This window comes from Streptomyces sp. NPDC030798 (genome assembly GCF_055572275.1).
This window is the reverse complement of the sequence record NZ_JBVIDR010000009.1, coordinates 301,501-328,404: the sequence shown is the minus strand read 5'-3', so window position 1 is coordinate 328,404 and position 26,904 is coordinate 301,501. Positions and strand designations below refer to the sequence as shown.

Annotated in this window: 26 protein-coding genes; 15 read left to right on the top strand and 11 right to left on the bottom strand. The window is 72.0% G+C overall.

Annotated elements, in window-relative coordinates; translation table 11 throughout:
* Window positions 1–117 precede the first annotated feature (117 nt).
* Together ACZ404_RS22540 and ACZ404_RS22535 are read right to left on the bottom strand one after the other, a co-directional pair.
* A complete protein-coding gene (locus tag ACZ404_RS22540) occupies window positions 118–1,365 on the bottom strand; it encodes a L,D-transpeptidase (protein WP_468442547.1) in 1,248 nt (415 codons plus the stop codon).
* Between the two features lie 218 nt (window positions 1,366–1,583).
* On the bottom strand, window positions 1,584–1,931 hold the full coding sequence (locus tag ACZ404_RS22535) for a hypothetical protein (protein ID WP_468442545.1): 348 nt from the start codon (window positions 1,929–1,931) through the stop codon (window positions 1,584–1,586).
* Between the two features lie 109 nt (window positions 1,932–2,040).
* On the opposite strand from ACZ404_RS22535, the gene ACZ404_RS22530 reads away from it, so the two are divergent.
* Together ACZ404_RS22530 and ACZ404_RS22525 are read left to right on the top strand one after the other, a co-directional pair.
* Entirely contained in the window at window positions 2,041–2,367 is a 327-nt protein-coding gene (locus tag ACZ404_RS22530; RefSeq protein WP_468442543.1) for an LPXTG cell wall anchor domain-containing protein, read from the top strand.
* Window positions 2,368–2,409: 42 nt separating this feature from the next.
* Entirely contained in the window at window positions 2,410–3,204 is a 795-nt protein-coding gene (locus tag ACZ404_RS22525; protein ID WP_468442542.1) for a hypothetical protein, read from the top strand.
* A gap of 57 nt (window positions 3,205–3,261) precedes the next feature.
* Here ACZ404_RS22525 and hutH read toward each other — a convergent pair whose 3' ends face one another.
* From hutH to ACZ404_RS22510, 3 genes are all read right to left on the bottom strand, one after another.
* Window positions 3,262–4,800 (bottom strand): histidine ammonia-lyase, encoded by a 1,539-nt coding sequence (gene hutH / locus ACZ404_RS22520; protein WP_468442657.1) that lies wholly within the window; start codon window positions 4,798–4,800, stop codon window positions 3,262–3,264.
* A gap of 85 nt (window positions 4,801–4,885) precedes the next feature.
* Window positions 4,886–6,028, bottom strand: a complete 1,143-nt coding sequence (locus ACZ404_RS22515; RefSeq protein ID WP_468442540.1) for a GGDEF domain-containing protein — start codon at window positions 6,026–6,028, stop codon at window positions 4,886–4,888.
* Between the two features lie 156 nt (window positions 6,029–6,184).
* Window positions 6,185–6,979 carry an enoyl-CoA hydratase/isomerase family protein gene (locus ACZ404_RS22510; protein WP_468442538.1) on the bottom strand — a complete coding sequence of 265 codons (795 nt, stop codon included), beginning with the start codon at window positions 6,977–6,979 and terminating at the stop codon, window positions 6,185–6,187.
* A 747-nt stretch (window positions 6,980–7,726) separates the two neighbouring features.
* On the opposite strand from ACZ404_RS22510, the gene ACZ404_RS22505 reads away from it, so the two are divergent.
* On the top strand, window positions 7,727–8,215 hold the full coding sequence (locus tag ACZ404_RS22505) for a hypothetical protein (protein ID WP_468442536.1): 489 nt from the start codon (window positions 7,727–7,729) through the stop codon (window positions 8,213–8,215).
* Window positions 8,216–8,224: 9 nt separating this feature from the next.
* Here the strand turns inward: ACZ404_RS22505 and ACZ404_RS22500 are convergent, their stop codons facing one another.
* Together ACZ404_RS22500 and ACZ404_RS22495 are read right to left on the bottom strand one after the other, a co-directional pair.
* Window positions 8,225–9,343 carry an adenylate/guanylate cyclase domain-containing protein gene (locus ACZ404_RS22500; protein WP_468442533.1) on the bottom strand — a complete coding sequence of 373 codons (1,119 nt, stop codon included), beginning with the start codon at window positions 9,341–9,343 and terminating at the stop codon, window positions 8,225–8,227.
* Between the two features lie 489 nt (window positions 9,344–9,832).
* Window positions 9,833–10,693, bottom strand: coding sequence for a biotin--[acetyl-CoA-carboxylase] ligase (locus ACZ404_RS22495; protein ID WP_468442531.1), 861 nt, complete (start codon window positions 10,691–10,693; stop codon window positions 9,833–9,835).
* A 111-nt stretch (window positions 10,694–10,804) separates the two neighbouring features.
* On the opposite strand from ACZ404_RS22495, the gene ACZ404_RS22490 reads away from it, so the two are divergent.
* The 4 genes from ACZ404_RS22490 to ACZ404_RS22475 all read left to right on the top strand — a co-directional run bounded on the left by ACZ404_RS22490 (window position 10,805) and on the right by ACZ404_RS22475 (window position 13,500).
* A complete protein-coding gene (locus tag ACZ404_RS22490; RefSeq protein ID WP_468442529.1) occupies window positions 10,805–12,409 on the top strand; it encodes an acyl-CoA carboxylase subunit beta in 1,605 nt (534 codons plus the stop codon).
* A gap of 24 nt (window positions 12,410–12,433) precedes the next feature.
* On the top strand, window positions 12,434–12,643 hold the full coding sequence (locus tag ACZ404_RS22485; protein WP_468442527.1) for an acyl-CoA carboxylase epsilon subunit: 210 nt from the start codon (window positions 12,434–12,436) through the stop codon (window positions 12,641–12,643).
* Between the two features lie 72 nt (window positions 12,644–12,715).
* On the top strand, window positions 12,716–12,844 hold the full coding sequence (gene mmpB / locus ACZ404_RS22480) for a morphogenic membrane protein MmpB (protein ID WP_468442525.1): 129 nt from the start codon (window positions 12,716–12,718) through the stop codon (window positions 12,842–12,844).
* A gap of 38 nt (window positions 12,845–12,882) precedes the next feature.
* The gene (locus ACZ404_RS22475; RefSeq protein ID WP_468442523.1) at window positions 12,883–13,500 is read left to right on the top strand and encodes a Maf family protein; all 618 of its coding nucleotides are present in this window, start codon (window positions 12,883–12,885) and stop codon (window positions 13,498–13,500) included.
* On the opposite strand, the gene ACZ404_RS22470 is transcribed toward ACZ404_RS22475, so the two are convergent.
* Entirely contained in the window at window positions 13,472–14,068 is a 597-nt protein-coding gene (locus tag ACZ404_RS22470; RefSeq protein WP_468442521.1) for a hypothetical protein, read from the bottom strand. The two genes, ACZ404_RS22475 and ACZ404_RS22470, sit on opposite strands and share 29 nt — an antisense overlap.
* A 374-nt stretch (window positions 14,069–14,442) precedes the next feature.
* Between ACZ404_RS22470 and ACZ404_RS22465 the strand changes: the two genes are divergently transcribed.
* Window positions 14,443–16,215 carry an acetyl/propionyl/methylcrotonyl-CoA carboxylase subunit alpha gene (locus ACZ404_RS22465; protein WP_468442519.1) on the top strand — a complete coding sequence of 591 codons (1,773 nt, stop codon included), beginning with the start codon at window positions 14,443–14,445 and terminating at the stop codon, window positions 16,213–16,215.
* Window positions 16,216–16,429: 214 nt separating this feature from the next.
* Here the strand turns inward: ACZ404_RS22465 and ACZ404_RS22460 are convergent, their stop codons facing one another.
* Both ACZ404_RS22460 and ACZ404_RS22455 read right to left on the bottom strand, forming a co-directional pair.
* Window positions 16,430–17,362, bottom strand: coding sequence for a DeoR/GlpR family DNA-binding transcription regulator (locus ACZ404_RS22460; protein ID WP_468442517.1), 933 nt, complete (start codon window positions 17,360–17,362; stop codon window positions 16,430–16,432).
* A 166-nt stretch (window positions 17,363–17,528) separates the two neighbouring features.
* Window positions 17,529–18,977, bottom strand: coding sequence for an NAD(P)H-quinone dehydrogenase (locus ACZ404_RS22455; RefSeq protein ID WP_468442515.1), 1,449 nt, complete (start codon window positions 18,975–18,977; stop codon window positions 17,529–17,531).
* Between the two features lie 96 nt (window positions 18,978–19,073).
* Here ACZ404_RS22455 and ACZ404_RS22450 point away from each other — a divergent pair, with 96 nt between their 5' ends.
* From ACZ404_RS22450 to ACZ404_RS22435, 4 genes are all read left to right on the top strand, one after another.
* On the top strand, window positions 19,074–19,511 hold the full coding sequence (locus ACZ404_RS22450) for a gamma-glutamylcyclotransferase family protein (protein WP_468442514.1): 438 nt from the start codon (window positions 19,074–19,076) through the stop codon (window positions 19,509–19,511).
* Between the two features lie 51 nt (window positions 19,512–19,562).
* Entirely contained in the window at window positions 19,563–19,841 is a 279-nt protein-coding gene (locus tag ACZ404_RS22445) for a type II toxin-antitoxin system RelE family toxin (protein ID WP_468442512.1), read from the top strand.
* Between the two features lie 98 nt (window positions 19,842–19,939).
* Complete coding sequence (locus ACZ404_RS22440; RefSeq protein WP_468442510.1) at window positions 19,940–20,764, top strand: purine-nucleoside phosphorylase; 825 nt, start codon at window positions 19,940–19,942, stop codon at window positions 20,762–20,764.
* A 144-nt stretch (window positions 20,765–20,908) separates the two neighbouring features.
* Entirely contained in the window at window positions 20,909–22,555 is a 1,647-nt protein-coding gene (locus tag ACZ404_RS22435) for a phospho-sugar mutase (RefSeq protein ID WP_468442508.1), read from the top strand.
* Window positions 22,556–22,720: 165 nt separating this feature from the next.
* Here the strand turns inward: ACZ404_RS22435 and ACZ404_RS22430 are convergent, their stop codons facing one another.
* Complete coding sequence (locus ACZ404_RS22430; protein ID WP_468442506.1) at window positions 22,721–23,419, bottom strand: PH domain-containing protein; 699 nt, start codon at window positions 23,417–23,419, stop codon at window positions 22,721–22,723.
* 148 nt (window positions 23,420–23,567) lie between these two features.
* Here ACZ404_RS22430 and deoC point away from each other — a divergent pair, with 148 nt between their 5' ends.
* From deoC to ACZ404_RS22415, 3 genes are read left to right on the top strand one after another with little or no spacing between them, the layout of a single operon-like run.
* A complete protein-coding gene (deoC, locus tag ACZ404_RS22425) occupies window positions 23,568–24,533 on the top strand; it encodes a deoxyribose-phosphate aldolase (RefSeq protein WP_468442504.1) in 966 nt (321 codons plus the stop codon).
* 5 nt (window positions 24,534–24,538) lie between these two features.
* Entirely contained in the window at window positions 24,539–25,975 is a 1,437-nt protein-coding gene (locus ACZ404_RS22420; protein WP_468442502.1) for an aldehyde dehydrogenase family protein, read from the top strand.
* Window positions 25,968–26,855 (top strand): aldehyde dehydrogenase family protein, encoded by an 888-nt coding sequence (locus tag ACZ404_RS22415; protein ID WP_468442500.1) that lies wholly within the window; start codon window positions 25,968–25,970, stop codon window positions 26,853–26,855. Before ACZ404_RS22420 ends, ACZ404_RS22415 begins: the two co-directional genes overlap by 8 nt.
* Window positions 26,856–26,904 lie beyond the last annotated feature (49 nt).

Sequence of the window (26,904 nt, the reverse complement as noted above, 5' to 3'; positions counted from 1 at the left end):
GACGGCACGTGATGGCTCGCTGAGGCCGGCTTAAGAGACGGATGAGAAGACTGTGTCCGCCCCGGAAACACCGGTGCCGCCCCTCGGGGCGGCACCGGTGGAGCTGTGAGCGGGCTGTCAGACGGCCGAACCGGCCTTCCACTGCGCCCAGTCCATGTTCCAGCCGTTGAGGCCGTTGTCGGGCGCGACGGTCTTGTCGCCGGTGTTCTGGACGACCACGACGTCACCGATCAGCGAGTGGGCGTAGAACCACGCGGCCGGGGTGCTCGGGTCGTTCGCGCCCTTCTTGTCCTGCAGGCCCACGCAGCCGTGGCTGGTGTTGACGTTGCCGAAGACGGACGGAGCGCCCCAGTAGTTGCCGTGGATGAAGGTGCCGGAGGTGGTCAGGCGCATGGCGTGCGGCACGTCCTTGATGTCGTACTCGCCCTTGCCGTCGGAGTCCTTGAAGCCGACCGTCGCGCCGTTCATGCGGGTCTGCTTGAACTTCTCCGAGATGACCATCTGGCCCTCGTACGTGGTGTGGTCGGGGGCGCCGGCGGATATCGGGATGGTCTTGACGACCTTGCCGTCCTGCGTGACCTTCATCTGCTTGGTCTTGGCGTCGACGTAGGAGACCTGGTTGCGGCCGATGTGGAAGGTGACCGTCTTCTGCTGCACGCCGGTGACGCCGGGCGCGCCCTCGACGCCGTCGAGCGCCAGCTTCAGGGTGACGGTGGAGCCTTCCTTCCAGTACTGCTCCGGGCGGCAGTCCATGCGGTTGGCGTTGAACCAGTGGCAGGCGACTTCCTGGCCGGTGCTGGAGGTGACCGTGATGCCCTTCTGCACGGCCGCCTTGTTGGTGATCGCCTTGTCGAAGTTGATCGACACCGGCATGCCGACGCCGACGGTGGTGCCGTTGTCGGGGGTGTAGGTGCCTATGAAGCTGTTGGCCGGGGAGACCGTGGTGAAGGAGGCGTTCTCGTTGGCCGTGCGGCCCTGGGAGTCCTTGGCCTCGGCGGCGACCTTGTAGGTGGTGGACCGGGCCAGCTGGACGCTGGGCTTCCAGCTCTTTTTGTCGGCGGAGAGCTGACCGGGGACGGCCTTGCCGTCCTCGGTCGTCATGGTGACGCCGGTGAGGGTGCCCTTGGCGACCTTGACGGTGGCGGAGTTGTTGATCGAGGCGTTGTTGCTGCCGTCCTTGGGCGTGATCGTGATCTGCGCCTCGGAGGACTTCTTCGCCGCCGCCTCGTCGACCTTGGCCTGCGAGCTGTCTCCGTTGTCCGTGGCCTTGCCGTCGCCGCCGCCGGAACATCCGGTGAGGGCCAGTACCCCGCCGAGCAGTGCGGACGCGACCGTCAGGCCCTTGCGCCGCTTACTGTCCGTCATCACACGCTTCTCCATCACTGCCGAAATCGCGAACCCCGAGAGTCCCCTCGAACCATCAACGCTACGAACGATCCATCCCGTTCCACATGGCCCGCATGTGTTAGGCGCACCACGTCCGCCCGAGGCAGGTGGTGCGGGAGTCGGTCCGTGCGCCCCCCTGAGACGACGAAACCCCGGACGGCGGTTGCCGTCCGGGGTCGTTGGGTGCCCCGGGACGCTCAGCCGATGCCGTCCTCTTCTTCGCCGTCGTCCGCCCCATCATCCTCGTCGAGATCCCAGTCGGGCGAGTCGGGGTCGTACTCGATCCGCTCGGTGGACCAGGAGGCCTGCTGGAGCTCCACCCCGGGCACCTCGCTGACCAGGTCGAACGGGTCGACGAGATAGGCAAGGGCCTCCGCGGTGTCTTCCGTCACAGCGCTCTCGGCGTGGGTCCGCTCCTCCTGCGGCAGCTCCGGATCGGCGGCGAGCCGGCGCAGTGCGGCCTTGGTCACCTCGTCGTCGTCCTGAACTTCGAGCACCACCTCCACCCGAAGCCGTACAAACCGTGATGTCTCTTCTTCGCTCATGGCGCGAGAGTACGACTGAAACCTCCCGTGACTTTCCTGTGACCCGCGACTTTCACTAACATCGCCCCACACGGCCAATTCGCCAGCGTCACAAGGGGATCGATATTCCGTGTCATCCGCTCGCCGTCCGCTGCTGACCGCCACCGCCGCGGGGACGCTGCTGTGCGCCCTGTGGTTCGTCCCGTCCGCCAACGCGTCGCAGGACAGCCCGGCGAGAGCGACGGCGCAGACGGCCGCGGTCACCTCGACCACGCAGGTCACCCAGCAGGCCAAGGCGGTGACCGAGGCGACGACGAGCGAAGTCCCGGACACCACGCGGCTCGCCGACACCGGCAGCTTCGACACCACGCCGTACGTCATCGCGGGCAGCGCGTTCCTCGCGATCGGTGCCGGATTCGTGGTGTATTCGGTGCGCCGGGAACGCCTCGGCCTTTAATCGCGCTTGACGATCCTTTGACGGTACACGCATAGTCCGTCCATGAAGAGATCACCGGGCGTGCGACTGTGCGCCACTGCCGCCGTCGGCGCACTGTCACTCGCCCTCATCACGGGCTGTTCCGACAACGGGTCGAAGGGCTCCGGGGACGGCAAGGGGGCGGACGCGGCGAAGCCGGCCGCGAAGGCGCTGAGCGCCGCCGAGCTGAAGAACCTGATCCTCGCCAAGGGCGAGGTGTCCGGGTACAAGGTCGAGGCCGTCGAGGGCGGTACGCCCGCCAAGAGCAAGGTCAAGGCGGCCGACGCGCAGTGCGACCCGCTGCTGCGCGTCATGACGGGCATCGCGCCGGGCGCCCCGGCGGCGGAGACCAACCGCATGGTCCAGGAGGCCAAGAAGGACCCCACGGACGACGCCACCTCCATGGACGACCTGGCCGACGGCAAGTTCGAGGACGCGCTCAAGGACTCGATGGACCTCGACACCACGGTGGTCATCCTGTCCTCGTACGACGGGGACGGCGCCGAGAAGGCCCTGCAGTCGGTGTCCGACGCGGTGAAGGCCTGCGCGGGCGGCTTCACGGGCGACCAGGCCGGTGACAAGGCGAAATTCACCAAGGTCGCCGAGGAGAAGTCCTCGGGCACCGGCGACGAGTCGGTGGCCTTCGCCGCGACCAGCGACATGGAGGACGGGGACACGGCCCCGGTCCACGTGCAGGTGGTCCGGCACGGCAACAACGTCGCGTCGTACACCACCATCAACATCGGCGCCATGATGGCCAAGAAGGCCTACGCGGTGCCGGCCGCGGTCGTCAAGGCCCAGGCGGCCAAGCTGAAGTGACCCGCTGACAGCGCAGAGAGGGGCCCTGTGGCCGCACAGGGCCCCTTGGCACAACCGTTACTGCAGCGGCCCGGTGACCGTCTCCGCCGCGGCGACGAGCGAGCCGCTGCGGACGAAGGCGTCGGCGGCGGCCAGGTCCGGCGCGAGGAACCGGTCCGGCCCCGGCCCCTGCACGCCGGCGGCGCGCACGGCGTCGATCACGGCCTGCGAGGCGGGCGCCGGGGCGAGGCCCTCGCGCAGCTCGATGGCGCGGGTGGCGGCGTACAGCTCGATGGCGACGATCCGGGTGAGGTTGTCGACGGCGGTACGCAGCTTGCGCGCGGCCGACCAGCCCATGGACACATGGTCCTCCTGCATGGCGGAGGACGGGATGGAGTCCGCGGAGGCGGGTACGGCCAGCCGCTTCATCTCGCTCACCAGCGCGGCCTGCGTGTACTGGGCGATCATCAGCCCCGAGTCGACGCCGGCGTCGTCGGCGAGGAACGGCGGCAGTCCGTGGCTGCGGTTCTTGTCCAGAAGCCGGTCGGTGCGGCGCTCGGCGATGGAGCCGAGGTCTGCGGCGGCGATGGCGAGGAAGTCCAGGACGTAGGCGACGGGGGCGCCGTGGAAGTTGCCGTTGGACTCCACGCGGCCGTCGGGCAGGACGACCGGGTTGTCGACGGCGGAGGCCAGCTCCCGCTCGGCGACGAGCCGGGCGTGCGCGAGGGTGTCCCGTCCGGCGCCGGCGACCTGCGGGGCGCAGCGCACCGAGTAGGCGTCCTGGACGCGGGGCGCGTCGTCCTGGTGGTGCCCGGTGAGCTGAGAGCCCTTGAGGACGGCGAGCATGTTGGCGGCGGAGGCGCCCTGCCCCGGATGCGGGCGGATGGCGTGCAGTTCCGGCGCGAGCACCTTGTCGGTCCCGAGCAGCGCCTCGAGGCTGAGGGCGGCGGTGACGTCGGCGGACTTGTACAGGGTGTCCAGGTCGGCGAGGGCCATGATCAACATGCCGAGCATGCCGTCGGTGCCGTTGAGCAGGGCCAGGCCCTCCTTCTCGCGCAGCTCGACGGGCTGGATCCCGTGCGCGGCCAGCAGCTCACCGGCGGGGCGGACCTGCCCGTCGGGCCCTTCCGCCTCCCCCTCCCCCATGAGGGCGAGGGCGCAGTGGGACAGCGGGGCCAGGTCTCCGGAGCAGCCGAGCGAGCCGTACTCGTGGACGACCGGGGTGATCCCGGCGTTGAGCACGTCGGCCATGGTCTGCGCGACCTCGGGCCGCACGCCGGTGTGGCCCGAGCAGACGGTCTTGAGCCGCAGGAACATCAGGGCCCGCACGACCTCCCGCTCCACCCGCGGTCCCATGCCGGCGGCGTGCGAGCGGACGATGTTGCGCTGCAGCTGGGCGCGCAGTTCCTGGCTGATGTGCCGGGTCGCCAGGGCTCCGAAGCCGGTGGAGACGCCGTAGACCGGGTCCGGCTTGGCCGCCAGGGCGTCCACGATCTCCCGGGCCGCCGTCAGGGCCGACACCGCCTCGGCCGACAGCTCGATGCGGGCACCGCCGCGCGCAACGGCGAGAACGTCGGACGCGGTGACCCCGGACGTCCCCACCACCACAGTGTGCATATCCATATTCAGGAGCGTACGCATTGAATGCCTTAATGTCACTAGTGGAGACCGGGAGCGCCCCTTACCCCGGTCGCGCTCCGGCTCACGGCTGCCGCCCGCGGAACCGGCGCCGCTCTCCCCGCGCGGGCGACGCCTCGTCCGCCAACCGTACGACCGGATCGTCCGGCCCCTCACGGCCGGCCACCACCGGCCGGTTGGCGCGCAGAGCCTTGGCCCGGTACTGCGCGGCGTCGGCGAGCCGGAACAGCCGCCGCGCCGACCGCACCGGCCCGATCGGATCCCCGGTCGAGGCGACCCCGCAGGCCACGCCCTCACCCAGCTCCAACTCTGCGGCCCGCCGGCACAGTTCGTCGGCCGCCTTCACCACGTCGTCGGCCGGCTGCCCCACGGCGAGCAGACAGAACTCGTCGCCGCCGAGCCGCGCCACGAGCGCCCCGGGCACCATCGCCCCGCACAGCGACAGCACGGAGCCGAATCGTTCCAGCAGCCGGTCGCCGACGGCGTGCCCGAGGGTGTCGTTGACCCGCTTGAGCCCGTTCAGATCACAGACGACGAGGCTGACGACCACACCCTCGGCCCGGTGCCGCTCGACGGCCTCCTCCAGCCGTACGTCGACGGCGCGCCGGTTGGCGAGGCCGGTGAGGGCGTCGGTGTACGCGAGCCGGCGGGCCTCCTCGAGCCGTTCGGTCTGGGCGATCCCGGCGGCGACGACGGCGGCCAGCACGGTCGCGAAGTCGGCGTCCCCCCGCCCGAACACCGGCACGCCCGCCGCCCGGGCCACATACAGCTCGCCCCAGGCCCGGCCGTGCAGCACCACCGGGGCGACGACACAGCACCCCCGGCCGCGCCGGCGCAGCGCGGCGACCCGCTGATGGAAGTACCCCGGGGTTCCCGCGGCCGGCCCCTGCGCGGTCTCCACCCACGCGTTGGGCCCGCCGCCGCCCGCCCAGCGCTCGTGCAGAAACTCGGTGATCTCCGGGAACTGGTGCACCGGGTACGCCTCGGCCTCCGGGAACTCCTCCTCGTCCGGGGCCCGCTCCCCCACGTTCACGAGCACCCGCAGCCGCCCCCGCTCCCGCTCCCACACCGACAGTGCCGCGAAACTCCCGTCCAACGCCCGACACGCCCCGAGCGCGGCAGCCCGCCACGACTCCCGAGGGGTGTGCGCCGCCGCCATCCCCTGAGCCAGCGCCACCACATCGGCGAGCCGCTTGTCCTCACCCATTACTCCAGGTTAGGGACGAATACGGGTAAGGGGGACATTTACGGGGCGATCAAGTGAACGGCGTGAGGTGTGCCGCCGGACCCCGGCGGGATACGCACGGTCAGCGGCCGGCCGTCGGCCCGGTGGCCTGTCCGCGTGGTGGCCGGCCGGGGGAGGTCACTCTCCCGGCCAGTCCGGCTTGCGCTTCTCGTTGAAGGCCGCGACGCCCTCCGCCCGGTCCGCCGAGAACGCCACCGACCTCCAGGCCGCGTCCTCGACCTCCAGGCCGGCCCGCAGGTCCAGCCCGTGCCCCAGCCGCAGCGCCCGCTTGGCGGCGCGCAGCCCCACGGGTGAGTTCCCGGCGATCCGGGCAGCGAGCGCCAGCGCCTCCTCGCGGTCCCGCCCCTCCTCCACCAGCAGATCGACGAGGCCCAGCTCAGCGGCCTCCGGGCCCTCCACCCGGCGAGCCGAGAAGATCAGCTCGGCGGCCCGCGCCGCCCCGACCCGCCGCGGCAGCAGCTGCGTACCGCCACCGCCCGGGATCACGCCCACGGACACCTCCGGCAGCCCCACCACCGCCGTACGGTCCGCCACGATCAGGTCGCAGGACAGCGCCAGCTCGAACCCACCGCCCAGCGCGAAGCCGTGCACCGCCGCGACGGTCGGCATCGGCAGCTCCAGCACACCCGTGTACGCCGCGCGCGCCACCGGCCGCTGCCGTACCAAATCGGCGTCGCTGAAGGAGTTCCGCTCCTTCAGGTCGGCGCCGACACAGAACGCCCTCTCATGGGAGGAGGTCAGCACGACCACGCGCGCTTCCCGGTCGGCGGCGAGCGCGGCGCAGGCCCCCGCGAGGGAGCGGGCCATCTCCGTCGAGACGGCGTTCATGGCCTTGGGCCGGTCCAGCACCAGCTCCGCCACATGCCCGTGCCGCCGCACCAGCACGAACTCCCCGAACCGCTCCTCACTCATGACACCCTCCGGTTAACGCGGGTTAACTACTGCCGCCCCGATCATCGCAGCCGTACCCCGCCCCGGGAAAGAGCCGCCACCGCCGCCTGTTCTACCCCCGTTCGAGTGACATCCCGACCGTCCCGACCCACACCCCCCACAGCACCGCATACCGTGCGCGCGACGGGAGGGGACCCGATGACACCGATACGTGGAGAGTCCGGTACGGCAGGGGCGGAGGGGGAAGTTGCGGCGGTGCGTGACGCTGCGGGAGAAGGCGGCTCCGCGGCGCAGCCGGAAGCGGCGGAGGCCGCCCCCGGCGCGGACGGGGCGGAAGAAGCCGGTGACGCCGAAGCACGAGGAGCCGGTGACGCCGAAGCACGAGGAGCCGGGGAGGCCGAAGCGGGAGAAGCCGGGGAGGCCGAAGCGGGAGAAGCCGGGGAGGCGGAGGCGGACGACGATCCCTCCGGTGCTGCCGACGCTCGGCAAACCGCCCGGGACACAGACGACGACGCCGGCGCGGAGAAAGGCGCGGAGGAAGCGGCCCAGGCCAGGGACGCCTGTGACGCGAGCGCCACGAAAGCCGTTGCAGAGCCGGGCCATGCCGCCGGCGCGGCCGGACCGGTGGCACCGCTCGCCGCGCGCAGCGCCGGGCAACCCGCCCCGCCTCCGGCACACTCCGAGCCGGAAACGGAAGCCTGCACCCCCGCCCCCGAAGCCCCCGCCCTCCGCCGGGGCAGGCACCGTAAGCCGCGGCACCGGAAGGTGATGCTCGCCGCCGGAGGGCTGGCCCTGGCGGCCGGAGTGCTCAGCCTGGTCCGGGTGGCGCCGGAGTCCGGGCTGGGCAGCCCCGGAACGGCGGAGGCCGAGCCCCGGCAGGACCTGGGCGGCGCCCCGAGCGGGCGGTCGGCCGACGTGTCCGCGAGCCGCGCCGCCGACCCGACCGCGCTGCCCTCCGCCACCTCCGTCATGGGCGCGGTGAGCACCGCGCCGACGACGGCCGGGGGAACGACGCCCCCCTCGGCGCCACCCACCCGGCATCCCGGCAGCCCCGACACCCCGACCACCGTCCCGGCCGGAGCGCCGCAGCAGCCGACGAGCACCGCGTCCCGTCCCGCACCGACGCCCACGAAAACGGCACCCGCACCGGCGCCGAGCCCGAGCCACAGCGCGACGGCGCCCGCGCCGGGCCGCGGTCTGTGCCTGCCGGTGATCAGCCTCTGCGTGGGCGACCTGCTGGGCGGCGGACGGACCTAGCCACCGGGCTCAGGACTGGCCCTGGCGGTGGCTGAGCAGCCACGGCTCGACCACGCCGAGCCCGCGAACCGGCCGCTGCCACATCGGCTGGAGCGCGAAGCGGTACGTCGGCGGCTCCTCGCCCTCCTTCTCCGCCGCGGCAGCCGCCTCGGCGGCCTCCGCCTCCGAGGCCGGCGCCTCCCCGGTACGGATCAGCTCCTCGGCGAAGGCGCTGTCCACCAGCACGGCGTCACGCGGAGCTATCGACGTCAGCCGGGAGGCGAGGTTGACGGTCGTACCGAAGACATCACCCATCCGCGTGGTCACCGTGCCGAACGCCATGCCGACGCGCAGCTCGGGCATCGTCTCGTCGTTCGCCATCGTCTCGACCAGGCGCAGGGCGATGTCCGCGGCCGTACCGCCGTCGTCGGCGACGTACAGCACCTCGTCCCCGAGGGTCTTGATGAGCCGGCCGCCCCGGGCGGCCACCAGGTCGGCGGCGGTCGTCTCGAACGCCTCGACCAGCTCGCCCAGCTCCTCCTCCTCCATCCGGCGGGTCAGCCGCGTGAACCCCACGAGGTCGGCGAAGCCGACGGCGAGCCGCCGGTCGACCATCTCCTCGTCGTCGGCGGTCTGCACGACCCGCCCGGCCGAGGCGGCGAGCTGGCGGCGCCAGACGTAGACGAGGAACTCCTCCAGCTCGGGCAGGAGCAGCTCGACGATCGGGTACGTCACCTCGGTCCGGGTCATGCCCGGCTCGGGGGGCTCGGTCAGCCCCTCCAGGAAGGAATCGATCTGCCATTCGGCCAAACGGGCGGTCGTCTGCCCCGTCGACCGGGCCACCTGCACCGCCATGGCCTCGCTCAGCAGCCCCGCCTCCACCAGACCGGCGAGGCGGCGCAGCGCCAGTACGTCGGCCTCGGTGAGCGCCTTGGCCTGCCCGATGTCGGCGAAGCCCATCGCCCGCCAGAACCGCGAGGCCAGCTCCATGGAGACACCGGCGCTGCGGGCCGCCTGGAACGGGGTGTAGCGCCGCTCGGCGCCCAGGATGAGCTGTTCGAGACGCAGCGCGAGCGGGTCCTCGCCGGAGTCGGCGGCCTGCGGGTCCACCCGGTCGTGCGCACCGGAGCCCGTGTCGTCGACGGTCACGCCTGCTGCCCTTCCGATCTGCCACGGTCAGGTATCGACCGGCCTCAACTCTACGGCAGGTGTGCGCCAGCTCACTCCGTCGGGTTCAGCCGAGGCCACGCACCACTCACGTGCCACCGTGCCCCTCCGCGAACCCTCGCGCCTCCGGGGAGGCACGCCCCCGTCGGCCGTCGTGCGGACGTGCCCGCGGGCGCCCGCGGCGGGAAGGGGACGTGCCGGGGGGTGTCCGCCCGCAGCGGTCGGCGCGTCGACACCAGCACCTGGACGACCGACCGATTCCGCGCCGTTCCGGGGACGGACACCCCCCGTCGCGGCCCCGACCCACACTGCGCGACGGGCGCTACGCGCACCTCCACGCCCCGCACGGGCGCCGCAGGCATCGCACCCCCCCAACCCGCAGGTGGACCCGCCGCCACAGCCCCGAGCCGCAGCCGGAGGACGCCACGCACTCCCGTAAGAACACCCACCCCCAAGGCGCCGCAGGCACCCTCACGCGGGGCGCAGGTGCACGATGTCCCCCGCCCCCACAGGCTCCCGCACGCCCTCCTCCGTGGCGATGACGAGCCGCCCGTCCCCGTCGACGGCCACCGCCTCCCCCACCACCGACCGCTCCCCCGGCAACTCCGCCCGCACCAGGCGCCCCAACGTCGCGCACCCCGCCGCATACGTCTCCTGCAGCCCGCTGACGCCCGGATCGCCCCCCGCCGCCCGCCACCGCCCGTACCAGTCCTCCAGCGACCGCAGCACCGCCCGCAGCAGCGGGTCCCGGTCCGTGCTCACGGCGCCGGCCAGCGCCAGCGACCCCGCCTGGGGCACCGGCAGCTCCTCCGCCCGCAGCGTGACGTTGATCCCGACGCCGACGACGACGCCCCCCTCGCCCGCCCGCTCCGCGAGGATGCCCCCGGCCTTGCGCTCCTCACCCCCGACACGCACGAGCAGGTCGTTGGGCCACTTGAGCGCCGTGTCCACGCCGGCGGCCCGGGACAGCCCGGTGGCCACGGCCACCCCGGTGAGCAGCGGCAGCCACCCCCAGCGGGCGATGGGCACCTCGGTGGGCCGCAGCAGCACGGAGAAGAACAGCCCGGACCGCGCCGGAGCACTCCACTGCCGCTCCAGCCGCCCCCGCCCGGCCGTCTGCTCCTCGGCGACGAGCACCGCGCCCTCGCCCGCCGTACCGGCCACGGCCTGCTCCACCAGGTCGGAGTTGGTCGAGCCGGTGCGCCGGACCAGCTCCACCCGCGACCACAGGCCACCCTCGCGCACCAACCCGCGCCGCAGCGCCGCCGCGTTCAGAGGCGGACGGTCGAGATCGGACCAACGGCTGTCGTCTGATGCATTGTGCGGTGTCATGCAAGTCACCCTAGGTGTGGGAAACGCCGCACTGCCGACCCGGAGGCCCGCCACTACTCTACGGATGAGTAACCGTCCCCCCTTTTGAGCAGGCAGGGAGCCGCGATCCCGATGTCCGAGCCGGAAGAGCGCCACGAGATCGACATCCACACGACCGCGGGCAAACTCGCGGATCTGCAGCGCCGCATCCACGAGGCGACGCATGCCGGCTCGGAGCGCGCCGTCGAGAAGCAGCACGCCAAGGGCAAGCTGACGGCCCGTGAGCGAATCGAACTCCTCCTCGACGAGGGGTCCTTCGTCGAGCTGGACGAGTTCGCCCGCCACCGCTCCACCAACTTCGGCCTGGAGAAGAACCGCCCGTACGGCGACGGCGTGGTCACCGGCTACGGCACGGTCGACGGCCGCCCCGTAGCGGTCTTCTCCCAGGACTTCACCGTCTTCGGCGGCGCCCTCGGCGAGGTCTACGGCCAGAAGATCGTCAAGGTGATGGACTTCGCGCTCAAGACCGGCTGCCCGGTCATCGGCATCAACGACTCCGGCGGCGCCCGCATCCAGGAAGGCGTCGCCTCCCTCGGCGCATACGGCGAGATCTTCCGCCGCAACACCCACGCCTCCGGCGTCATCCCGCAGATCAGCCTGATCGTCGGCCCCTGCGCGGGCGGCGCGGTCTACTCCCCGGCGATCACCGACTTCACGGTCATGGTCGACCAGACCTCGCACATGTTCATCACCGGCCCCGACGTCATCAAGACGGTCACCGGCGAGGACGTCGGCTTCGAGGAGCTGGGCGGCGCCCGCACCCACAACTCCACCTCGGGCGTGGCGCACCACATGGCCGGGGACGAGAAGGACGCCATCGAGTACGTCAAGCAGCTGCTGTCGTACCTGCCGTCGAACAACCTCAGCGAGCCGCCGGTCTTCCCGGAGGAGGCGGACCTCACCGTCACCGACGAGGACCGGGAGCTGGACACCCTGGTCCCGGACAGCGCGAACCAGCCGTACGACATCCGCACGGTGATCGAGCACGTCCTGGACGACGCGGAGTTCTTCGAGACGCAGGCGCTGTTCGCGCCGAACATCGTCACGGGCTTCGGCCGGGTCGAGGGCCACCCGGTGGGCATCGTCGCCAACCAGCCGATGCAGTTCGCCGGCTGCCTCGACATCACGGCGAGCGAGAAGGCCGCCCGCTTCGTGCGCACCTGCGACGCCTTCAACGTCCCGGTCATCACGTTCGTCGACGTGCCGGGCTTCCTGCCGGGCGTCGACCAGGAGCACGACGGCATCATCCGCCGCGGTGCCAAGCTGATCTTCGCCTACGCCGAGGCCACGGTCCCGCTCATCACGGTGATCACCCGCAAGGCGTTCGGCGGTGCCTACGACGTCATGGGCTCCAAGCACCTGGGCGCCGACCTCAACCTCGCCTGGCCGACGGCGCAGATCGCCGTGATGGGCGCCCAGGGGGCCGTCAACATCCTGCACCGCCGCACGATCGCCGAGGCGGCGGCGAACGGCGAGGACGTCGAGGCCACGCGCGCGCGGCTCATCCAGGAGTACGAGGACACCCTCCTCAACCCCTACGTCGCGGCCGAGCGCGGCTACATCGACGCGGTGATCATGCCGTCCGACACCCGCCGCCACATCGTCCGGGGCCTGCGTCAACTGCGTACGAAGCGGGAATCCCTGCCTCCGAAGAAGCACGGCAACATCCCCCTCTAGGCCCCGCCGACCCTGGGAGCGGTCATGAACATCAAGGTCGTACGAGGCAATCCGACCCCGGAGGAGCTGGCCGCCGCCCTGGCGGTGGTCCGAGCCCGCGCCGCGGCGGCAGCGTCCCTGCCGCCCGGCGCCCCGGCCACCCCCGACGCGTGGTCCGACCCGTCCCGCATCGCCACGACGCACCTGCCCAAGCCGGGTCCGGCGTCCTGGACCCGCACGTACTGGCCGAGCTGAGGCGCACTCCGGGCGCCGATCTGAGTAGCGGTACTCAGGCGCCCGGAACGGCCAGGCCCCACGCTGGGGGGCATGCTGTGGTCAGACCCCGAGAACGAGCCCCCCAAGGAACTCCGCGACATGCAGGAGATGCTCCGCCGGCTCGGTCTCGTCCTGGCCCTGTCCATGCTCCTCGGAATGATCGTCATCGGCCTGAGATAGCCCGGCGCCGCGCACGCCGCCCCCGCTAACCTGGCCGCATGACCGCTACCCCGCGCAGACGACTCGTCCTGGCCTCCCAGTCCCCGGCCCGGCTGGGCCTGCTCCGGCAGGCCGGCCTCGCACCGGAGGTGATCGTGAGCGGGGTCGACGAGGACGCCGTCACCGCGCCCACCCCGGCCGAGCTGGCGCTCGCCCTCGCGGAGGCCAAGGCCTCGGTGGTGGCGGCCAGGCCGGAGGTGCAGGGCGCCCTGGTGATCGGCTGCGACTCGGTGCTGGAGCTGGACGGGCAGGCGCTCGGCAAGCCGGCCGACGCCGAGGAGGCCGCGGCCCGCTGGAAGTCGATGCGCGGCCGCGCCGGGATCCTCCAGACGGGCCATTGCGTGTGGGACACGGCGGCCAAGCGGTACGTCTCCGCGACGGCGTCCACCGTCGTCCGTTTCGGTGAGCCCACCGACGAGGAGATCGCCGCGTACGTCGCCTCCGGCGAGCCCCTCTACGTCGCCGGGGCTTTCACCCTGGACGGCCGGTCGGCGCCGTTCATCGAGGGCATCGACGGCGACCACGGCAACGTGATCGGCATCAGCCTGCCCCTCGTCCGGCGGCTGCTGGCCGAGCTGGGCGTCGGGATCACCGACCTGTGGGCACCGGCTGAGTGATCTGGGCGGGGACGGAGTCCTGCGGCTCCTCGTCCCCGTCCTGCGGCTCACCCGTACGGCCGTGCGGCTCCTTCGCAAGGTCCACCGGCGGCTCGGCCGGCGCGGCCGGCTCGCTCTCGGCGTCCGGGTGGCCGCCCTCGTCCGGGTCGCCGGCCGCGGGGTCCTGCCCGGGGCCGGGCTCACGGTCGTACGTCACCAGGAGCAGCACGATCAGGGCGAGCATCACCACCATGAACACGAACGCGGGCCAGCCCACGATGCTCAGCGTGAACGCGCCCAGCAGGCCGTGCACCACCGCGACGCTGACCAGCAGGACGCGGCCGAGGCCGGCGGGGGCGCGGTCGCGGATCGCGACGAGCAGGGCCACCACGGCGCACAGGACGAAGTAGAGCCCGAAGACGACGCCGCCCACCTTCGAGGACGTCGACATCACGTGCGAGTCGAGACCGGCCAGGGACATCCTCTGGCGGTCGACGACGATGCCGAGGAACCAGTTCAGTGCCCCGATGACGAACGCCTCACCCAGGAGGACGAACGCCACGATCCACGCCACCGGTCTGCGTACCACCGGTCCCCACCCACTTTCGACCTCAGTCCGAGCAGGACTGCTGCTACCTGAAGTACGTTCGAGTCCCCGCGAGGCTACTAACGGGTAAACCCGGGGACAAGGGTTCGGCCACCGGCAAAGAATCATTGGGCCATTCGTAGGGACTCGACAAAGAAACGAAGTGGGCCGCAGCACGCGCCCACAGAGACCTTGACCACATGACGGGGCTAGGGTTTTCCGGTGGAGTCCTGCGTACCACGGTGCGACAAGGGCTTTCGCGGGTCGAGCGAGCCTCGAATCACGCTCCGTGTGGGCAAGCTCACCATTGGGGACGGGTCGAAGTGCCTCGTCGGCAGTCCCTAAACTCGGCTTGTTTCAAGGAGGGAGCCTCAATCGTGCGCAAGGTGCTCATCGCCAACCGTGGCGAAATCGCTGTCCGCGTGGCCCGGGCCTGCCGGGACGCCGGGATCGCGAGCGTGGCCGTCTACGCCGACCCGGACCGGGACGCTCTGCATGTCCGCGCCGCGGATGAGGCGTTCGCCCTGGGCGGTGACACCCCGGCCACCAGCTATCTGGTCATCGAAAAAATTCTGAACGCCGCACGCGAGTCCGGTGCGGACGCCGTCCATCCGGGCTACGGCTTCCTGTCGGAGAACGCCGACTTCGCGCAGGCCGTGCTGGACGCGGGTCTGATCTGGATCGGCCCGCCCCCGCAGGCCATCCGCGACCTGGGTGACAAGGTCGCCGCCCGGCACATCGCCCAGCGTGCCGGCGCCCCCCTGGTGGCCGGCACGCCGGACCCGGTGTCCGGCGCCGACGAGGTCGTCGCCTTCGCCGAGCAGCACGGCCTGCCGATCGCCATCAAGGCGGCCTTCGGCGGCGGCGGGCGCGGCCTGAAGGTCGCGCGCACCCTCGAAGAGGTCCCGGAGCTGTACGACTCCGCCGTCCGCGAGGCCGTGGCCGCCTTCGGCCGCGGCGAGTGCTTCGTGGAGCGCTACCTGGACCGCCCCCGGCACGTGGAGACCCAGTGCCTGGCGGACAAGCACGGCAACGTGGTCGTCGTCTCCACCCGTGACTGCTCGCTGCAGCGCCGCCACCAGAAGCTGGTCGAGGAGGCTCCGGCGCCGTTCCTCTCCGAGGAGCAGGTCGCCGAGCTGTACCGCGCCTCCAAGGCCATCCTGAAGGAGGCCGGCTACGAGGGCGCCGGCACCTGCGAGTTCCTGGTCGGTCAGGACGGCACGATCTCCTTCCTCGAGGTGAACACCCGCCTCCAGGTGGAGCACCCGGTGACCGAGGAGGTCGCCGGCATCGACCTGGTCCGCGAGATGTTCCGCATCGCCGACGGCGAGGAACTGGGCTACGGCGACCCCGCCCTGCGCGGTCACTCGTTCGAGTTCCGCATCAACGGTGAGGACCCGGGCCGCAACTTCCTCCCGGCCCCCGGCACGGTCACCCGGTTCGACGCCCCCTCGGGCCCCGGTGTCCGTCTGGACGCGGGCGTGGAGTCCGGCTCGGTCATCGGCCCGGCCTGGGACTCGCTGCTCGCCAAGCTGATCATCACCGGCCGTACCCGCAAGGAGGCCCTGGAGCGGGCCGCCCGCGCCCTGGAGGAGTTCCAGGTCGAGGGCATGGCTACGGCCATCCCGTTCCACCGCGCGGTCGTGCGGGACCCGGCGTTCGCCCCCGAGCTGACCGGCTCGGACGAGCCCTTCACGGTGCACACCCGCTGGATCGAGACCGAGTTCGTCAACGAGATCAAGCCGTTCGCCGCTGCCGCCGACACCGAGGCGGAGGAGGACGCGGGCCGCGAGACGGTGGTCGTCGAGGTCGGCGGCAAGCGCCTGGAGGTCTCCCTCCCGGCCTCGCTCGGCATGTCCCTGGCCCGCACCGGCCTCGCGGCCGGCGCGAAGCCGAAGCGCCGGGCGGCCAAGAAGTCCGGGCCCGTCGCCTCCGGCGACACCCTCGCCTCCCCGATGCAGGGCACGATCGTCAAGGTCGCCGTGGAGGAGGGCCAGGAGGTCAAGGAGGGCGACCTGGTCGTCGTCCTGGAGGCCATGAAGATGGAGCAGCCCCTCAACGCCCACAAGGCAGGCACCATCAAGGGCCTCAACTTCGAGGTCGGCGCCTCGGTCACGTCCGGCGCGGCCATCTGCGAGATCAAGGACTGACACCAGCAACCCGAGCGACGCCCGGTAGCCCCACTGACGGCGGCCTACCGGGCGTCCTCTTGTCGGTCGTCTTGTCAGTCGTCGGAGGGGGATGGCACCTCACGGGGCGCGGGATTGTCGCTCCTGCGACTGCGCCGCATGGGGGCGACAGCCCCACGAACGGGGTCACCCGCGCGACGGGCCTGGAGCACCGCGGCAGGACGGCACAGCCCCCTCACCGCCGCCGAAGATCAGCCACCCGCCCCCGCTCGGCCCCCGCCGACGGCTCGCCCAGCACCCCCCGCAACCCGCCACCGGGCGCCGGCGCCCCCCGCCGGGGTCCCGGCAGGGGAGCCCGCTGGCGCGCCGCGGGCATCTCATTTCCCCCGGCCCCCGCGACAGCGATCTGCACCCCCTGATCCGCGAGTGCCTGCAGCTCCGTGGCCGCACGATCGTCGTGTGCCGGCGGTTCGTCGGTCACGAGTCGCGTGATGACGTCCGTGGGCACCGTCTGGAACATGGTGTCCGTCCCGAGCTTGGTGTGGTCCGCGAGGACCACCACCTCCGCGGCGGCCTGCACCAGCGCCCGGTCGACGGAGGCCGACAGCATGTTCGACGTGGACAGCCCCCGCTCGGCGGTGAGCCCGCTCCCGGACAGGAACGCCTTGGAGACCCGCAGCCCCTGCAGGGACTGCTCCGCCCCGGAGCCGACGAGGGCGTAGTTGGAGCCGCGCAGGGTGCCGCCGGTCATCACGACCTCCACCCGGTTGGCGTGGGCCAGCGCCTGGGCCACCAGCAGGGAGTTGGTGACGACGGTCAGCCCGGGCACCCGAGCGAGCCGGCGGGCCAGCTCCTGGGTGGTCGTACCGGCGCCGACCACGATGGCCTCGCCCTCTTCGACGAGGCCCGCGGCGAGGTCGGCGATGGCCGTCTTCTCGGCGGTCGCGAGATGGGACTTCTGCGGAAAGCCGGACTCCCGCGTGAACCCGCCCGGCAGTACCGCACCGCCGTGCCGGCGGTCGAGGAGTCCTTCGGCCTCCAGTGCGCGCACGTCCCGCCGTACGGTCACTTCGGAGGTCTGGACGACGCGGGCGAGTTCACGGAGCGACACGGCCCCGTTCGCTCGCACCATTTCGAGGATCAATTGGCGACGTTCTGCAGCGAACACGAAACTGACAGTAACCCCAACGACCGTCTGCTTTCAGCAGTTTGCGCCGAATAACAGAAGTTGTTCGCACGGCAGGGCGGGGAGTGGTATAGGGCCTAGTCTCCCCGCCTATGCCGCACGCATGCTCGACAACTCCCCGTGACCAGCGGGAAGTCGGAGCCGGCCGTCAGATCTCGCCGCCCGCCTTGCGCGTGTGCAGCTGGCGTGCCACCTCCGCGATCGACCCCGAAAGGGAGGGGTACACGGTGAAGGCGTTCGCGATCTGTTCGACCGTCAGATTGTTGTCGACGGCGATCGAGATGGGGTGGATGAGTTCCGAGGCGCGCGGCGCCACGACCACACCGCCGACGACGATGCCCGTGCCCGGCCGGCAGAAGATCTTCACGAAGCCGTCCCGGATGCCCTGCATCTTGGCGCGCGGGTTGCGCAGCAGGGGCAGCTTGACCACGCGCGCGTCGATCTTGCCCGCGTCCACGTCCGCCTGGCTGTAGCCGACGGTGGCGATCTCGGGGTCGGTGAAGACGTTCGAGGAGACGGTCTTGAGGTTGAGCGGGGCCACCGCGTCGCCGAGGAAGTGGTACATGGCGATACGTCCCTGCATGGCGGCGACGGACGCGAGGGCGAACACTCCGGTCACGTCACCGGCCGCGTACACACCCGGAGCGGTCGTCCGGGACACCTTGTCGGTCCAGATGTGCCCCGAGTCGCGCATCCTGACGCCGGCCTCCTCCAGGCCGAGCCCCGCGCTGTTGGGGATGGCACCGACGGCCATGAGGCAGTGCGAGCCGCTGATGACACGCCCGTCGGCGAGCGTCACCTCCACCCGGTCGCCGACGCGCTTGGCGGACTGCGCGCGGGAGCGGGCCATGACGTTCATGCCGCGGCGGCGGAAGACGTCCTCGAGGACGGCGGCGGCGTCGGGGTCCTCACCGGGCAGCACGCGGTCCCGGGACGACACGAGGGTGACCTTGGAGCCGAGGGCCTGGTAGGCGCCGGCGAACTCGGCACCGGTGACACCGGACCCGACGACGATCAGTTCCTCGGGCAGCTCGGTGAGGTCGTAGACCTGGGTCCAGTTGAGGATGCGCTCGCCGTCGGGCTGGGCGTCGGGCAGCTCGCGCGGGTGACCGCCGGTGGCGATGAGGACGGCGTCGGCGGTGAGGGTCTCCTCGGTGCCGTCGGCGGCGGTGACGACGACCTTGCGGGACCCGTCCAGCGCCTGCATGCCGTCCAGCCGGCCGCGGCCGCGCATGACCCGGGCGCCGGCGCGGGTGACGGAGGCGGTGATGTCGTGGGACTGGGCGAGGGCCAGCCGCTTCACACGGCGGTTGACCTTCCCCAGGTCGACCCCGACCACCCGGGCCGCCTGCTCCAGCGGCGGGGTGTCGTCGGCGACGATGATGCCCAGTTCCTCGTACGACGAGTCGAAGGTGGTCATCACCTCTGCCGTGGCGATGAGCGTCTTCGACGGCACGCAGTCGGTCAGCACCGACGCTCCGCCCAGACCGTCGCAGTCGACGACGGTCACCTCCGCACCGAGCTGGGCGGCCACCAGGGCCGCCTCGTATCCGCCGGGTCCGCCACCGATGATCACGATCCGAGTCACGTACCCCATTGTCCCGCACGCCTCAAGGTGCCACTGCCCGGGGGCGGCAGGAGCTCACTCCTGGGACCCCGGAGACACGCGGGACGGCTGCCGTACCCTCTCCCCATGTCGCTCTACGCCGCGTACGCCGGCAACCTCGACGCGCGGCTGATGTCCCGCCGCGCCCCGCACTCCCCGCTGCGCGCCGTCGGCTGGCTGAACGGCTGGCGGCTGACCTTCGGCGGTGAGCAGCTGGGCTGGGAGGGCGCGCTGGCGACGATCGTCGAGGAGCCCGGGGCGCAGGTCTTCGTCGGCCTGTACGACATCGCGCCCATGGACGAGGAGTCCCTGGACCGCTGGGAGGGCGTCGGCCTCGGCATCTACCGCCGCGTCCGGATCCGGGTGCACACGCTCGACGGCGAGGAGCCGTCCTGGGCGTACGTCCTCAACGCCTACGAGGGCGGCCTGCCCTCGGCACGCTACCTGGGCGAGGTGGCGGACGCGGCGGAGTCGGCCGGCGCACCACACGATTACGTGATGGAGCTGCGCAAGCGGCCCTGCTGAGCGGTGGCGGCCATAAAATTGGACGGATCGACGCCCGGACGGGAGAGCGCCATGGCCCCCATCACGTATGACGTCTACTACACCGAGCAGGCCGCCGCGGCGCGCGACCGGCTCGACGACCAGCAGCGCATCGCGTTCGACAAGGGCATCGCCCTCCTGGCCCGCGACCCCTTCCTCTCGGTCTCCCGCCCCATAAGCGCCACCGGCGACGACCGCACGATCCGGCTCACCCAGAACATCCTGGTGGAGTACACCGTCAGCCGCGGTCGGCTGCTGATCTTCATCGTCGAGGTCTTCAACGACAAGGACGTCCTGATCACGGACGCGTGACCTCCACCGGGCGTCGTCGAAAACAACAAGACAACGATCCCAATCCCGTGGCCTCTGTCATCTACGCGCGTAGGCGAAGACCGGCTACCCTCATCGGCGTGAACGCATCTCTTCTTCCGGACGACATCCAGGGCGACCCCCACGCCGCCGCCGACGCCGCCGCCGCGCGCCTGCGCGAACTCACCGGCGCCGAGACCCACGACGTCGCCCTCGTGATGGGCTCCGGCTGGGCTCCGGCCGTCGACGCCCTGGGCGCCCCCGAGGCCGAGTTCCAGGTCACCGAGCTGCCCGGCTTCCCGCCGCCGGCCGTCGAGGGGCACGGCGGCACGATCCGCTCGTACTCCTTCGGTGACAAGCGCGCCCTGGTCTTCCTGGGCCGCACGCACTACTACGAGGGCCGTGGCGTCGCCGCCGTCGCCCACGGCGTGCGCACCGCCGTCGCCGCCGGCTGCAAGACCATCGTGCTGACCAACGGCTGCGGCGGCCTGCGCGAGGGCATGCGCCCCGGCCAGCCGGTCCTCATCAGCGACCACATCAACCTCACGGCCACCTCCCCGATCGTCGGCGCCAACTTCGTCGACCTGACGGACCTGTACTCGCCGCGCCTGCGCGCACTGTGCAAGGAGATCGACCCGAGCCTGGAGGAGGGCGTCTACGCGCAGTTCCCCGGCCCGCACTACGAGACCCCGGCCGAGATCCGCATGGCCCGCGTCATCGGCGCGGACCTCGTCGGCATGTCCACGGTCCTCGAGGCGATCGCCGCCCGCGAGGCCGGCGCCGAGGTGCTGGGCATCTCCCTGGTCACCAACCTGGCGGCGGGCATGACGGGCGAGCCGCTGAACCACGAGGAGGTCCTGCAGGCGGGCCGCGACTCGGCATCCCGGATGGGTCAGCTGCTGGCGCAGGTGCTGGGCAGGCTGTAAGCGGAGACAGGCGCCGCGGCGCCGGTGACGGACTCCCGTACGTTCACTTCTCGACCGGCGATCTCGCGTGGGCGGGTGGAAACGGGGGTCCGGGGGGCAGAGCCCCCGGTGGAGCAGGCACACACAGGAGAGGCTGAACCCAAGGTGCACGACGATCTCATCGCCCGGGCCAAGGCATGGCTCGCCGAGGACCCCGACCAGGAGACGCGCGACGAGCTGGCCAAGCTGATCGAGGCCGGGGACACGGCGGAGCTGTCGGCGCGCTTCAGCGGCACGCTCCAGTTCGGCACCGCCGGCCTGCGCGGCGAGCTCGGCGCCGGCCCGATGCGCATGAACCGCAGCGTCGTGATCCGCGCCGCGGCGGGCCTCGCCGCGTACCTGAAGAAGCACGGGACCCCCCACGGGGACGAGACCGCCGGCCTGGTCGTGATCGGCTACGACGCCCGTCACAAGTCCGCCGACTTCGCCCGGGACACCGCCGCCGTGATGACCGGCGCCGGTCTGCGCGCCGCGGTGCTCCCCCGCCCCCTGCCCACGCCCGTCCTGGCCTTCGCCATCCGCCACCTGGGCGCGGTCGCCGGCGTCGAGGTGACCGCCAGCCACAACCCGCCGCGGGACAACGGCTACAAGGTGTACCTCGGCGACGGCTCCCAGATCGTCCCGCCCGCGGACGCGGAGATCGCCGCCGAGATCGACGCGATCGCCTCGCTGAACGACGTACCGCGCCCGGAGGCCGGCTGGGACACCCTGGACGACGCGGTCCTGGACGCGTACCTCGCCCGTACGGACGCCGTCCTCGCCGCCGGCTCCGCCCGCACCGCCCGTACGGTCTACACGGCGATGCACGGCGTCGGCCGTGACGTGCTGCTGGCCGCGTTCGCCCGGGCCGGCTTCCCGGAGCCGGTGCTGGTCGCCGAGCAGGCGGAGCCCGACCCGGACTTCCCGACGGTCGCCTTCCCCAACCCGGAGGAGCCGGGCGCGATGGACCTGGCGTTCGCCCGGGCCCGTGCCACCGCCCCCGACCTGGTCATCGCCAACGACCCGGACGCCGACCGCTGCGCCGTGGCCGTCAAGGACGGCGGCGACTGGCGCATGCTGCGCGGCGACGAGGTCGGCGCCCTGCTCGCCGCCCATCTGGTGCGCCGGGGCGCGACCGGCGTGTTCGCCGAGTCGATCGTCTCCTCCTCCCTCCTCGGCCGGATCGCCGGGAAGGCGGGCCTGCCGTACGAGGAGACGCTCACCGGCTTCAAGTGGATCGCCCGCGTGGACGGCCTGCGCTACGGCTACGAGGAGGCCCTCGGCTACTGCGTGGACCCCGAGGGCGTACGCGACAAGGACGGCATCACGGCCGCCCTCCTGATCACGGAGCTCGCCTCGCAGCTCAAGGAGGAGGGCCGTACGCTCCTGGACCTGCTGGACGACCTCGCCGTGGAGCACGGCCTGCACGCCACCGACCAGCTCTCGGTCCGGGTGCAGGACCTGTCCCTGATCGCGGACGCGATGCGCCGCCTGCGCGAGCAGCCGCCGACGGAACTGGCCGGCCTGCCCATCACCCGCACCGAGGACCTGACCCGCGGCACGGACACGCTCCCGCCCACCGACGGCCTGCGCTACACGCTCGACGGCGCCCGCGTCATCGTCCGCCCCAGCGGCACCGAGCCCAAGCTGAAGTGCTACCTGGAGGTCGTCGTCCCGGTCCCGACCGCCGCCGGCCTCCCGGCGGCCCGGGCCCGCGCGAGCGAACTCCTCACGGCCATCAAGCGCGACCTGTCGGCAGCCGCCGGCATCTGACCCGCCCCGCGCCGGGGCGCCCCGCCCAGAGGGCCCCCGGCACGCCCGGCCCTTCGAAGAACTCCCTGACGTCGTCCCACAGCAGTTCCGGCGTCCCGCCATGCCGGCCGCCCGTGCGGGCCGGCCGCAGCCCGGTTTTCCTGCTCGCGCCGCCGGGGCGCCCGCTCAGCCCGTGGCCAGCAGGATCGCGAGCAGGATCGCGCCGGCCGCCGCCGGAGCGAGCACCTCGTAGGACCAGCGGACGGTCACCTCGCCCTGCGCCGACCGGTCCTTGCCGCGGCGCTCCAGGGTCTCCCGGAGGTCGGCCATGATCTTGTCGGTCTCCGCGCGGGTCGGTCCGTCCTCCGCGCCGGCGGCGCCGCCGCCGAACGCGCCGAAGGTGCCGAAACCGCCGAGGCCCGGGCCGCCGGGCCGGCTGCCCCGCTGGGCCGCGCCCGCCGCGCGGGCCTGGCTGCGGGCCGCCTTCTTGCGGGCGCGCAGCGAGACGGGGACGGCCCACAGCTGGTACTTGTCGCCGGAGTTGGCGATGACCTCGTTGGTGTATCCGGAGCGCAGGGAGGCGATCTCGCCCCAGGGCAGAGTGATCACCCGGAACGGGTTGCGGACCCGCAGCCGGTCCTCGCCCGCGAAGACCGCCGGGCGCAGGGTGAAGGCGATCACCAGAGGGACGACGAGGATGAGCGCCGCCAGCGCCAGCCAGGGCGTGCGGCCGTGCCCGCGGACGAGCGCGTCGAAACCCAGCCAGCCGGCGAGGGCGAGCAGCAGCACACCGCCCACGAGCGCCAGGGGCGAGCGGTAGGCCAGGTCCTTGGCGGTGGACGCCGGGGGCTTCGGCGCGGGTGACTGGGGGTCCGGGGTCGTCATGCCCCCGATTCTGCATGATGCCCGCGGTGACCGGACGAGCCGCCCGGGCGCCGTGCGGCATCCGTCGTCGCGCGGGTGCGGGCGGTGCGCGGTGGCTCGCGAGCTTCCGGGGCTGTACAGCTGCTACGCGCGTAGATATGCTCGTCTGGTGACCATGCCCACCACTGCACCCACCGCACACCGGCTCTCAGACGTCACCGCGTCCGACAGCACGCTGCGCCGCTTCCTCCACGGGCTGCCCGGCGTCGACGCGGTCGGCCTGGAGGCGCGCGCCGCGTCTCTCGGCACCCGTTCCATCAAGACCACCGCGAAGGCGTACGCCATCGACCTCGCCATCTCGATGGTCGACCTGACGACGCTGGAAGGCGCGGACACCCCGGGCAAGGTCCGGGCGCTCGGCGCCAAGGCGGTCCGCCCCGACCCGACGGACCGTACGGCCCCCGCCACGGCCGCGGTCTGCGTCTACCCCGACATGGTGGCCGTCGCCAAGGAGGCCGTCGCCGGCTCCGGCGTCAAGGTCGCGTCCGTCGCCACCGCCTTCCCGGCCGGACGTGCCGCGCTGGAGGTGAAGCTGGCCGACGTCCGGGACGCCGTCGCCGCGGGCGCCGACGAGATCGACATGGTCATCGACCGGGGCGCGTTCCTCGCGGGCAAGTACCTGAAGGTGTACGAGGAGATCGTCGCCGTCAGGGAGGCCTGCGGTGCGAACGCCCGGCTGAAGGTCATCTTCGAGACCGGCGAGCTGTCGACGTACGACAACATCCGCCGGGCGAGCTGGCTGGGCATGCTGGCGGGGGCCGACTTCATCAAGACGTCGACCGGCAAGGTGGCGGTGAACGCCACGCCCGCCAACACCCTGCTCATGCTGGAGGCGGTGCGCGACTTCCGCGCCCAGACCGGTGTCCAGGTCGGCGTGAAGCCCGCGGGCGGCATCCGCACCAGCAAGGACGCGGTCAAGTTCCTGGTCCTGGTCAACGAGACCGCGGGCGAGGACTGGCTGGACAACCACTGGTTCCGCTTCGGCGCCTCCTCGCTGCTGAACGACCTGCTGATGCAGCGGCAGAAGCTGGCCACCGGCCGTTACTCCGGCCCCGACTACGTGACGGTGGACTGATCCCCATGGCATCCGCATTCGAGTACGCACCCGCCCCCGAGTCGCGCGCGATCGCCGACATCGCGCCCTCGTACGGCCTCTTCATCGACGGCGAGTTCACCGAGGCCGCCGACGGCAAGGTCTTCAAGACGGTCAGCCCGTCCACCGAGGAGGTCCTCTCCGAAGTCGCGCAGGCCGGCGCCGAGGACGTCGACCGCGCCGTCAAGGCCGCCCGCAAGGCGTTCGAGAAGTGGTCGGCGCTGCCCGGCTCCGAGCGCGCGAAGTACCTGTTCCGCATCGCCCGGATCGTCCAGGAGCGCAGCCGCGAGCTGGCCGTCCTGGAGACGCTGGACAACGGCAAGCCGATCAAGGAGACCCGCGACGCCGACCTGCCCCTGGTCGCCGCGCACTTCTTCTACTACGCGGGCTGGGCCGACAAGCTCGACCACGCGGGCTTCGGGCCGAACCCCCAGCCGCTCGGCGTCGCCGGCCAGGTCATCCCCTGGAACTTCCCGCTGCTCATGCTGGCGTGGAAGATCGCCCCGGCGCTCGCCACCGGCAACACGGTCGTCCTGAAGCCCGCCGAGACCACTCCCCTGTCGGCCCTGTTCTTCGCGGACATCTGCCGCCAGGCGGGCCTGCCCAAGGGTGTCGTCAACATCCTCCCGGGCTACGGCGACGCGGGTGCCGCGCTCGTCGCGCACCCGGACGTGAACAAGGTCGCCTTCACCGGCTCCACGGCCGTCGGCAAGGAGATCGCCCGCACGGTCGCCGGGACGAGGAAGAAGCTCACCCTCGAACTGGGCGGCAAGGGCGCCAACATCGTCTTCGACGACGCCCCCCTCGACCAGGCCGTCGAGGGCATCGTGAACGGCATCTTCTTCAACCAGGGCCAGGTCTGCTGCGCGGGCTCCCGCCTGCTGGTCCAGGAGTCGATCCAGGACGAGCTGCTGGACTCCCTCAAGCGCCGTCTGTCCACGCTGCGCCTCGGCGACCCGCTGGACAAGAACACCGACATCGGCGCGATCAACTCCGCCGAGCAGCTCGCCCGGATCACCACGCTCGCCGAGCAGGGCGAGGCGGAGGGCGCCGAGCGCTGGTCCCCGGCCTGCGAACTGCCCTCGGCCGGCTACTGGTTCGCGCCGACGCTGTTCACCGGCGTCACCCAGGCGCACACCATCGCCCGTGACGAGATCTTCGGTCCGGTGCTGTCGGTCCTCACCTTCCGCACGCCCGACGAGGCGGTCGCCAAGGCGAACAACACGCCGTACGGCCTGTCGGCGGGCATCTGGACCGAGAAGGGCTCCCGGATCCTGGCCGTCGCGAACAAGCTGCGCGCCGGTGTCGTCTGGTCCAACACGTTCAACAAGTTCGACCCGACCTCGCCGTTCGGCGGTTACAAGGAGTCGGGCTTCGGCCGCGAGGGCGGCCGCCACGGCCTGGAGGCGTACCTCGATGTCTGACGCGCGACTGAGTGTCCTCAAGACCTACAAGCTGTACGTGGGCGGCAAGTTCCCGCGTTCCGAGAGCGGCCGGGTGTACGAGGTGACCGACGCAAAGGGCAAGTGGCTGGCCAACGCCCCCCAGTCCTCCCGCAAGGACGCCCGTGACGCGGTGGTCGCCGCGCGCAAGGCGTTCGGCGGCTGGTCCGGCGCGACCGCCTACAACCGCGGCCAGGTCCTGTACCGCGTCGCGGAGATGCTGGAGGGCCGGCGCGACCAGTTCACGCGGGAGGTCGCCGACGCGGAGGGCCTGTCGAAGTCGAAGGCGGCGGCGGTCGTGGACGCGACGGTCGACCGCTGGGTCTGGTACGCGGGCTGGACCGACAAGATCGCCCAGGTGATCGGCGGCGCCAACCCGGTCGCGGGCCCGTACTTCAACCTCTCCTCCCCGGAGCCGACCGGCGTGGTCGCCGTACTCGCGCCGCAGGAGTCGTCCTTCCTCGGCCTGGTCTCGGTCCTGGCCCCCGTGATCGCCACCGGCAACACGGCGGTCGTGGTCGCCTCCGAGAAGGCCCCGCTGCCCGCCCTCTCCCTGGGCGAGGTGCTGGCCACCTCCGACGTCCCCGGCGGAGTCGTCAACGTGCTCTCCGGCCGTACGGCGGAGATCGCGGCGCCGCTGGCCGCGCACCAGGACGTCAACGCGATCGACCTCGCGGGCGCCGACGAGGCGCTGGCCAAGGAGCTGGAGATCGCGGCGGCGGACAACCTCAAGCGCGTACTGCGTCCACAGCCTGTGGATTACTTCGAGACACCCGGGACCGACCGCCTGACGGCCTTCCTGGAGACGAAGACCGTCTGGCACCCGACGGGCTCCCTGGGCGCCTCCGGCTCCTCCTACTGAGAGCCGCCGAGGGCTCCCGGGGCCGCCGAGGGGTCCTCCACCTGCCGAG

What these genes read in the sequence shown, in the direction of transcription:
- ACZ404_RS22540 (WP_468442547.1), bottom strand. Translation starts at nt 1,365, where the DNA reads ATGACGGACAGTAAGCGGCGCAAGGGCCTGACGGTCGCGTCCGCACTG.
- ACZ404_RS22535 (WP_468442545.1), bottom strand. Translation starts at nt 1,931, where the DNA reads ATGAGCGAAGAAGAGACATCACGGTTTGTACGGCTTCGGGTGGAGGTG.
- ACZ404_RS22525 (WP_468442542.1), top strand. Translation starts at nt 2,410, where the DNA reads ATGAAGAGATCACCGGGCGTGCGACTGTGCGCCACTGCCGCCGTCGGC.
- hutH (WP_468442657.1), bottom strand. Translation starts at nt 4,800, where the DNA reads ATGCACACTGTGGTGGTGGGGACGTCCGGGGTCACCGCGTCCGACGTT.
- ACZ404_RS22515 (WP_468442540.1), bottom strand. Translation starts at nt 6,028, where the DNA reads ATGGGTGAGGACAAGCGGCTCGCCGATGTGGTGGCGCTGGCTCAGGGG.
- ACZ404_RS22510 (WP_468442538.1), bottom strand. Translation starts at nt 6,979, where the DNA reads ATGAGTGAGGAGCGGTTCGGGGAGTTCGTGCTGGTGCGGCGGCACGGG.
- ACZ404_RS22505 (WP_468442536.1), top strand. Translation starts at nt 7,727, where the DNA reads ATGCTCGCCGCCGGAGGGCTGGCCCTGGCGGCCGGAGTGCTCAGCCTG.
- ACZ404_RS22495 (WP_468442531.1), bottom strand. Translation starts at nt 10,693, where the DNA reads ATGACACCGCACAATGCATCAGACGACAGCCGTTGGTCCGATCTCGAC.
- ACZ404_RS22490 (WP_468442529.1), top strand. Translation starts at nt 10,805, where the DNA reads ATGTCCGAGCCGGAAGAGCGCCACGAGATCGACATCCACACGACCGCG.
- ACZ404_RS22485 (WP_468442527.1), top strand. Translation starts at nt 12,434, where the DNA reads ATGAACATCAAGGTCGTACGAGGCAATCCGACCCCGGAGGAGCTGGCC.
- mmpB (WP_468442525.1), top strand. Translation starts at nt 12,716, where the DNA reads ATGCTGTGGTCAGACCCCGAGAACGAGCCCCCCAAGGAACTCCGCGAC.
- ACZ404_RS22475 (WP_468442523.1), top strand. Translation starts at nt 12,883, where the DNA reads ATGACCGCTACCCCGCGCAGACGACTCGTCCTGGCCTCCCAGTCCCCG.
- ACZ404_RS22455 (WP_468442515.1), bottom strand. Translation starts at nt 18,977, where the DNA reads ATGGGGTACGTGACTCGGATCGTGATCATCGGTGGCGGACCCGGCGGA.
- ACZ404_RS22450 (WP_468442514.1), top strand. Translation starts at nt 19,074, where the DNA reads ATGTCGCTCTACGCCGCGTACGCCGGCAACCTCGACGCGCGGCTGATG.
- ACZ404_RS22445 (WP_468442512.1), top strand. Translation starts at nt 19,563, where the DNA reads ATGGCCCCCATCACGTATGACGTCTACTACACCGAGCAGGCCGCCGCG.
- ACZ404_RS22430 (WP_468442506.1), bottom strand. Translation starts at nt 23,419, where the DNA reads ATGACGACCCCGGACCCCCAGTCACCCGCGCCGAAGCCCCCGGCGTCC.
- ACZ404_RS22420 (WP_468442502.1), top strand. Translation starts at nt 24,539, where the DNA reads ATGGCATCCGCATTCGAGTACGCACCCGCCCCCGAGTCGCGCGCGATC.
- ACZ404_RS22415 (WP_468442500.1), top strand. Translation starts at nt 25,968, where the DNA reads ATGTCTGACGCGCGACTGAGTGTCCTCAAGACCTACAAGCTGTACGTG.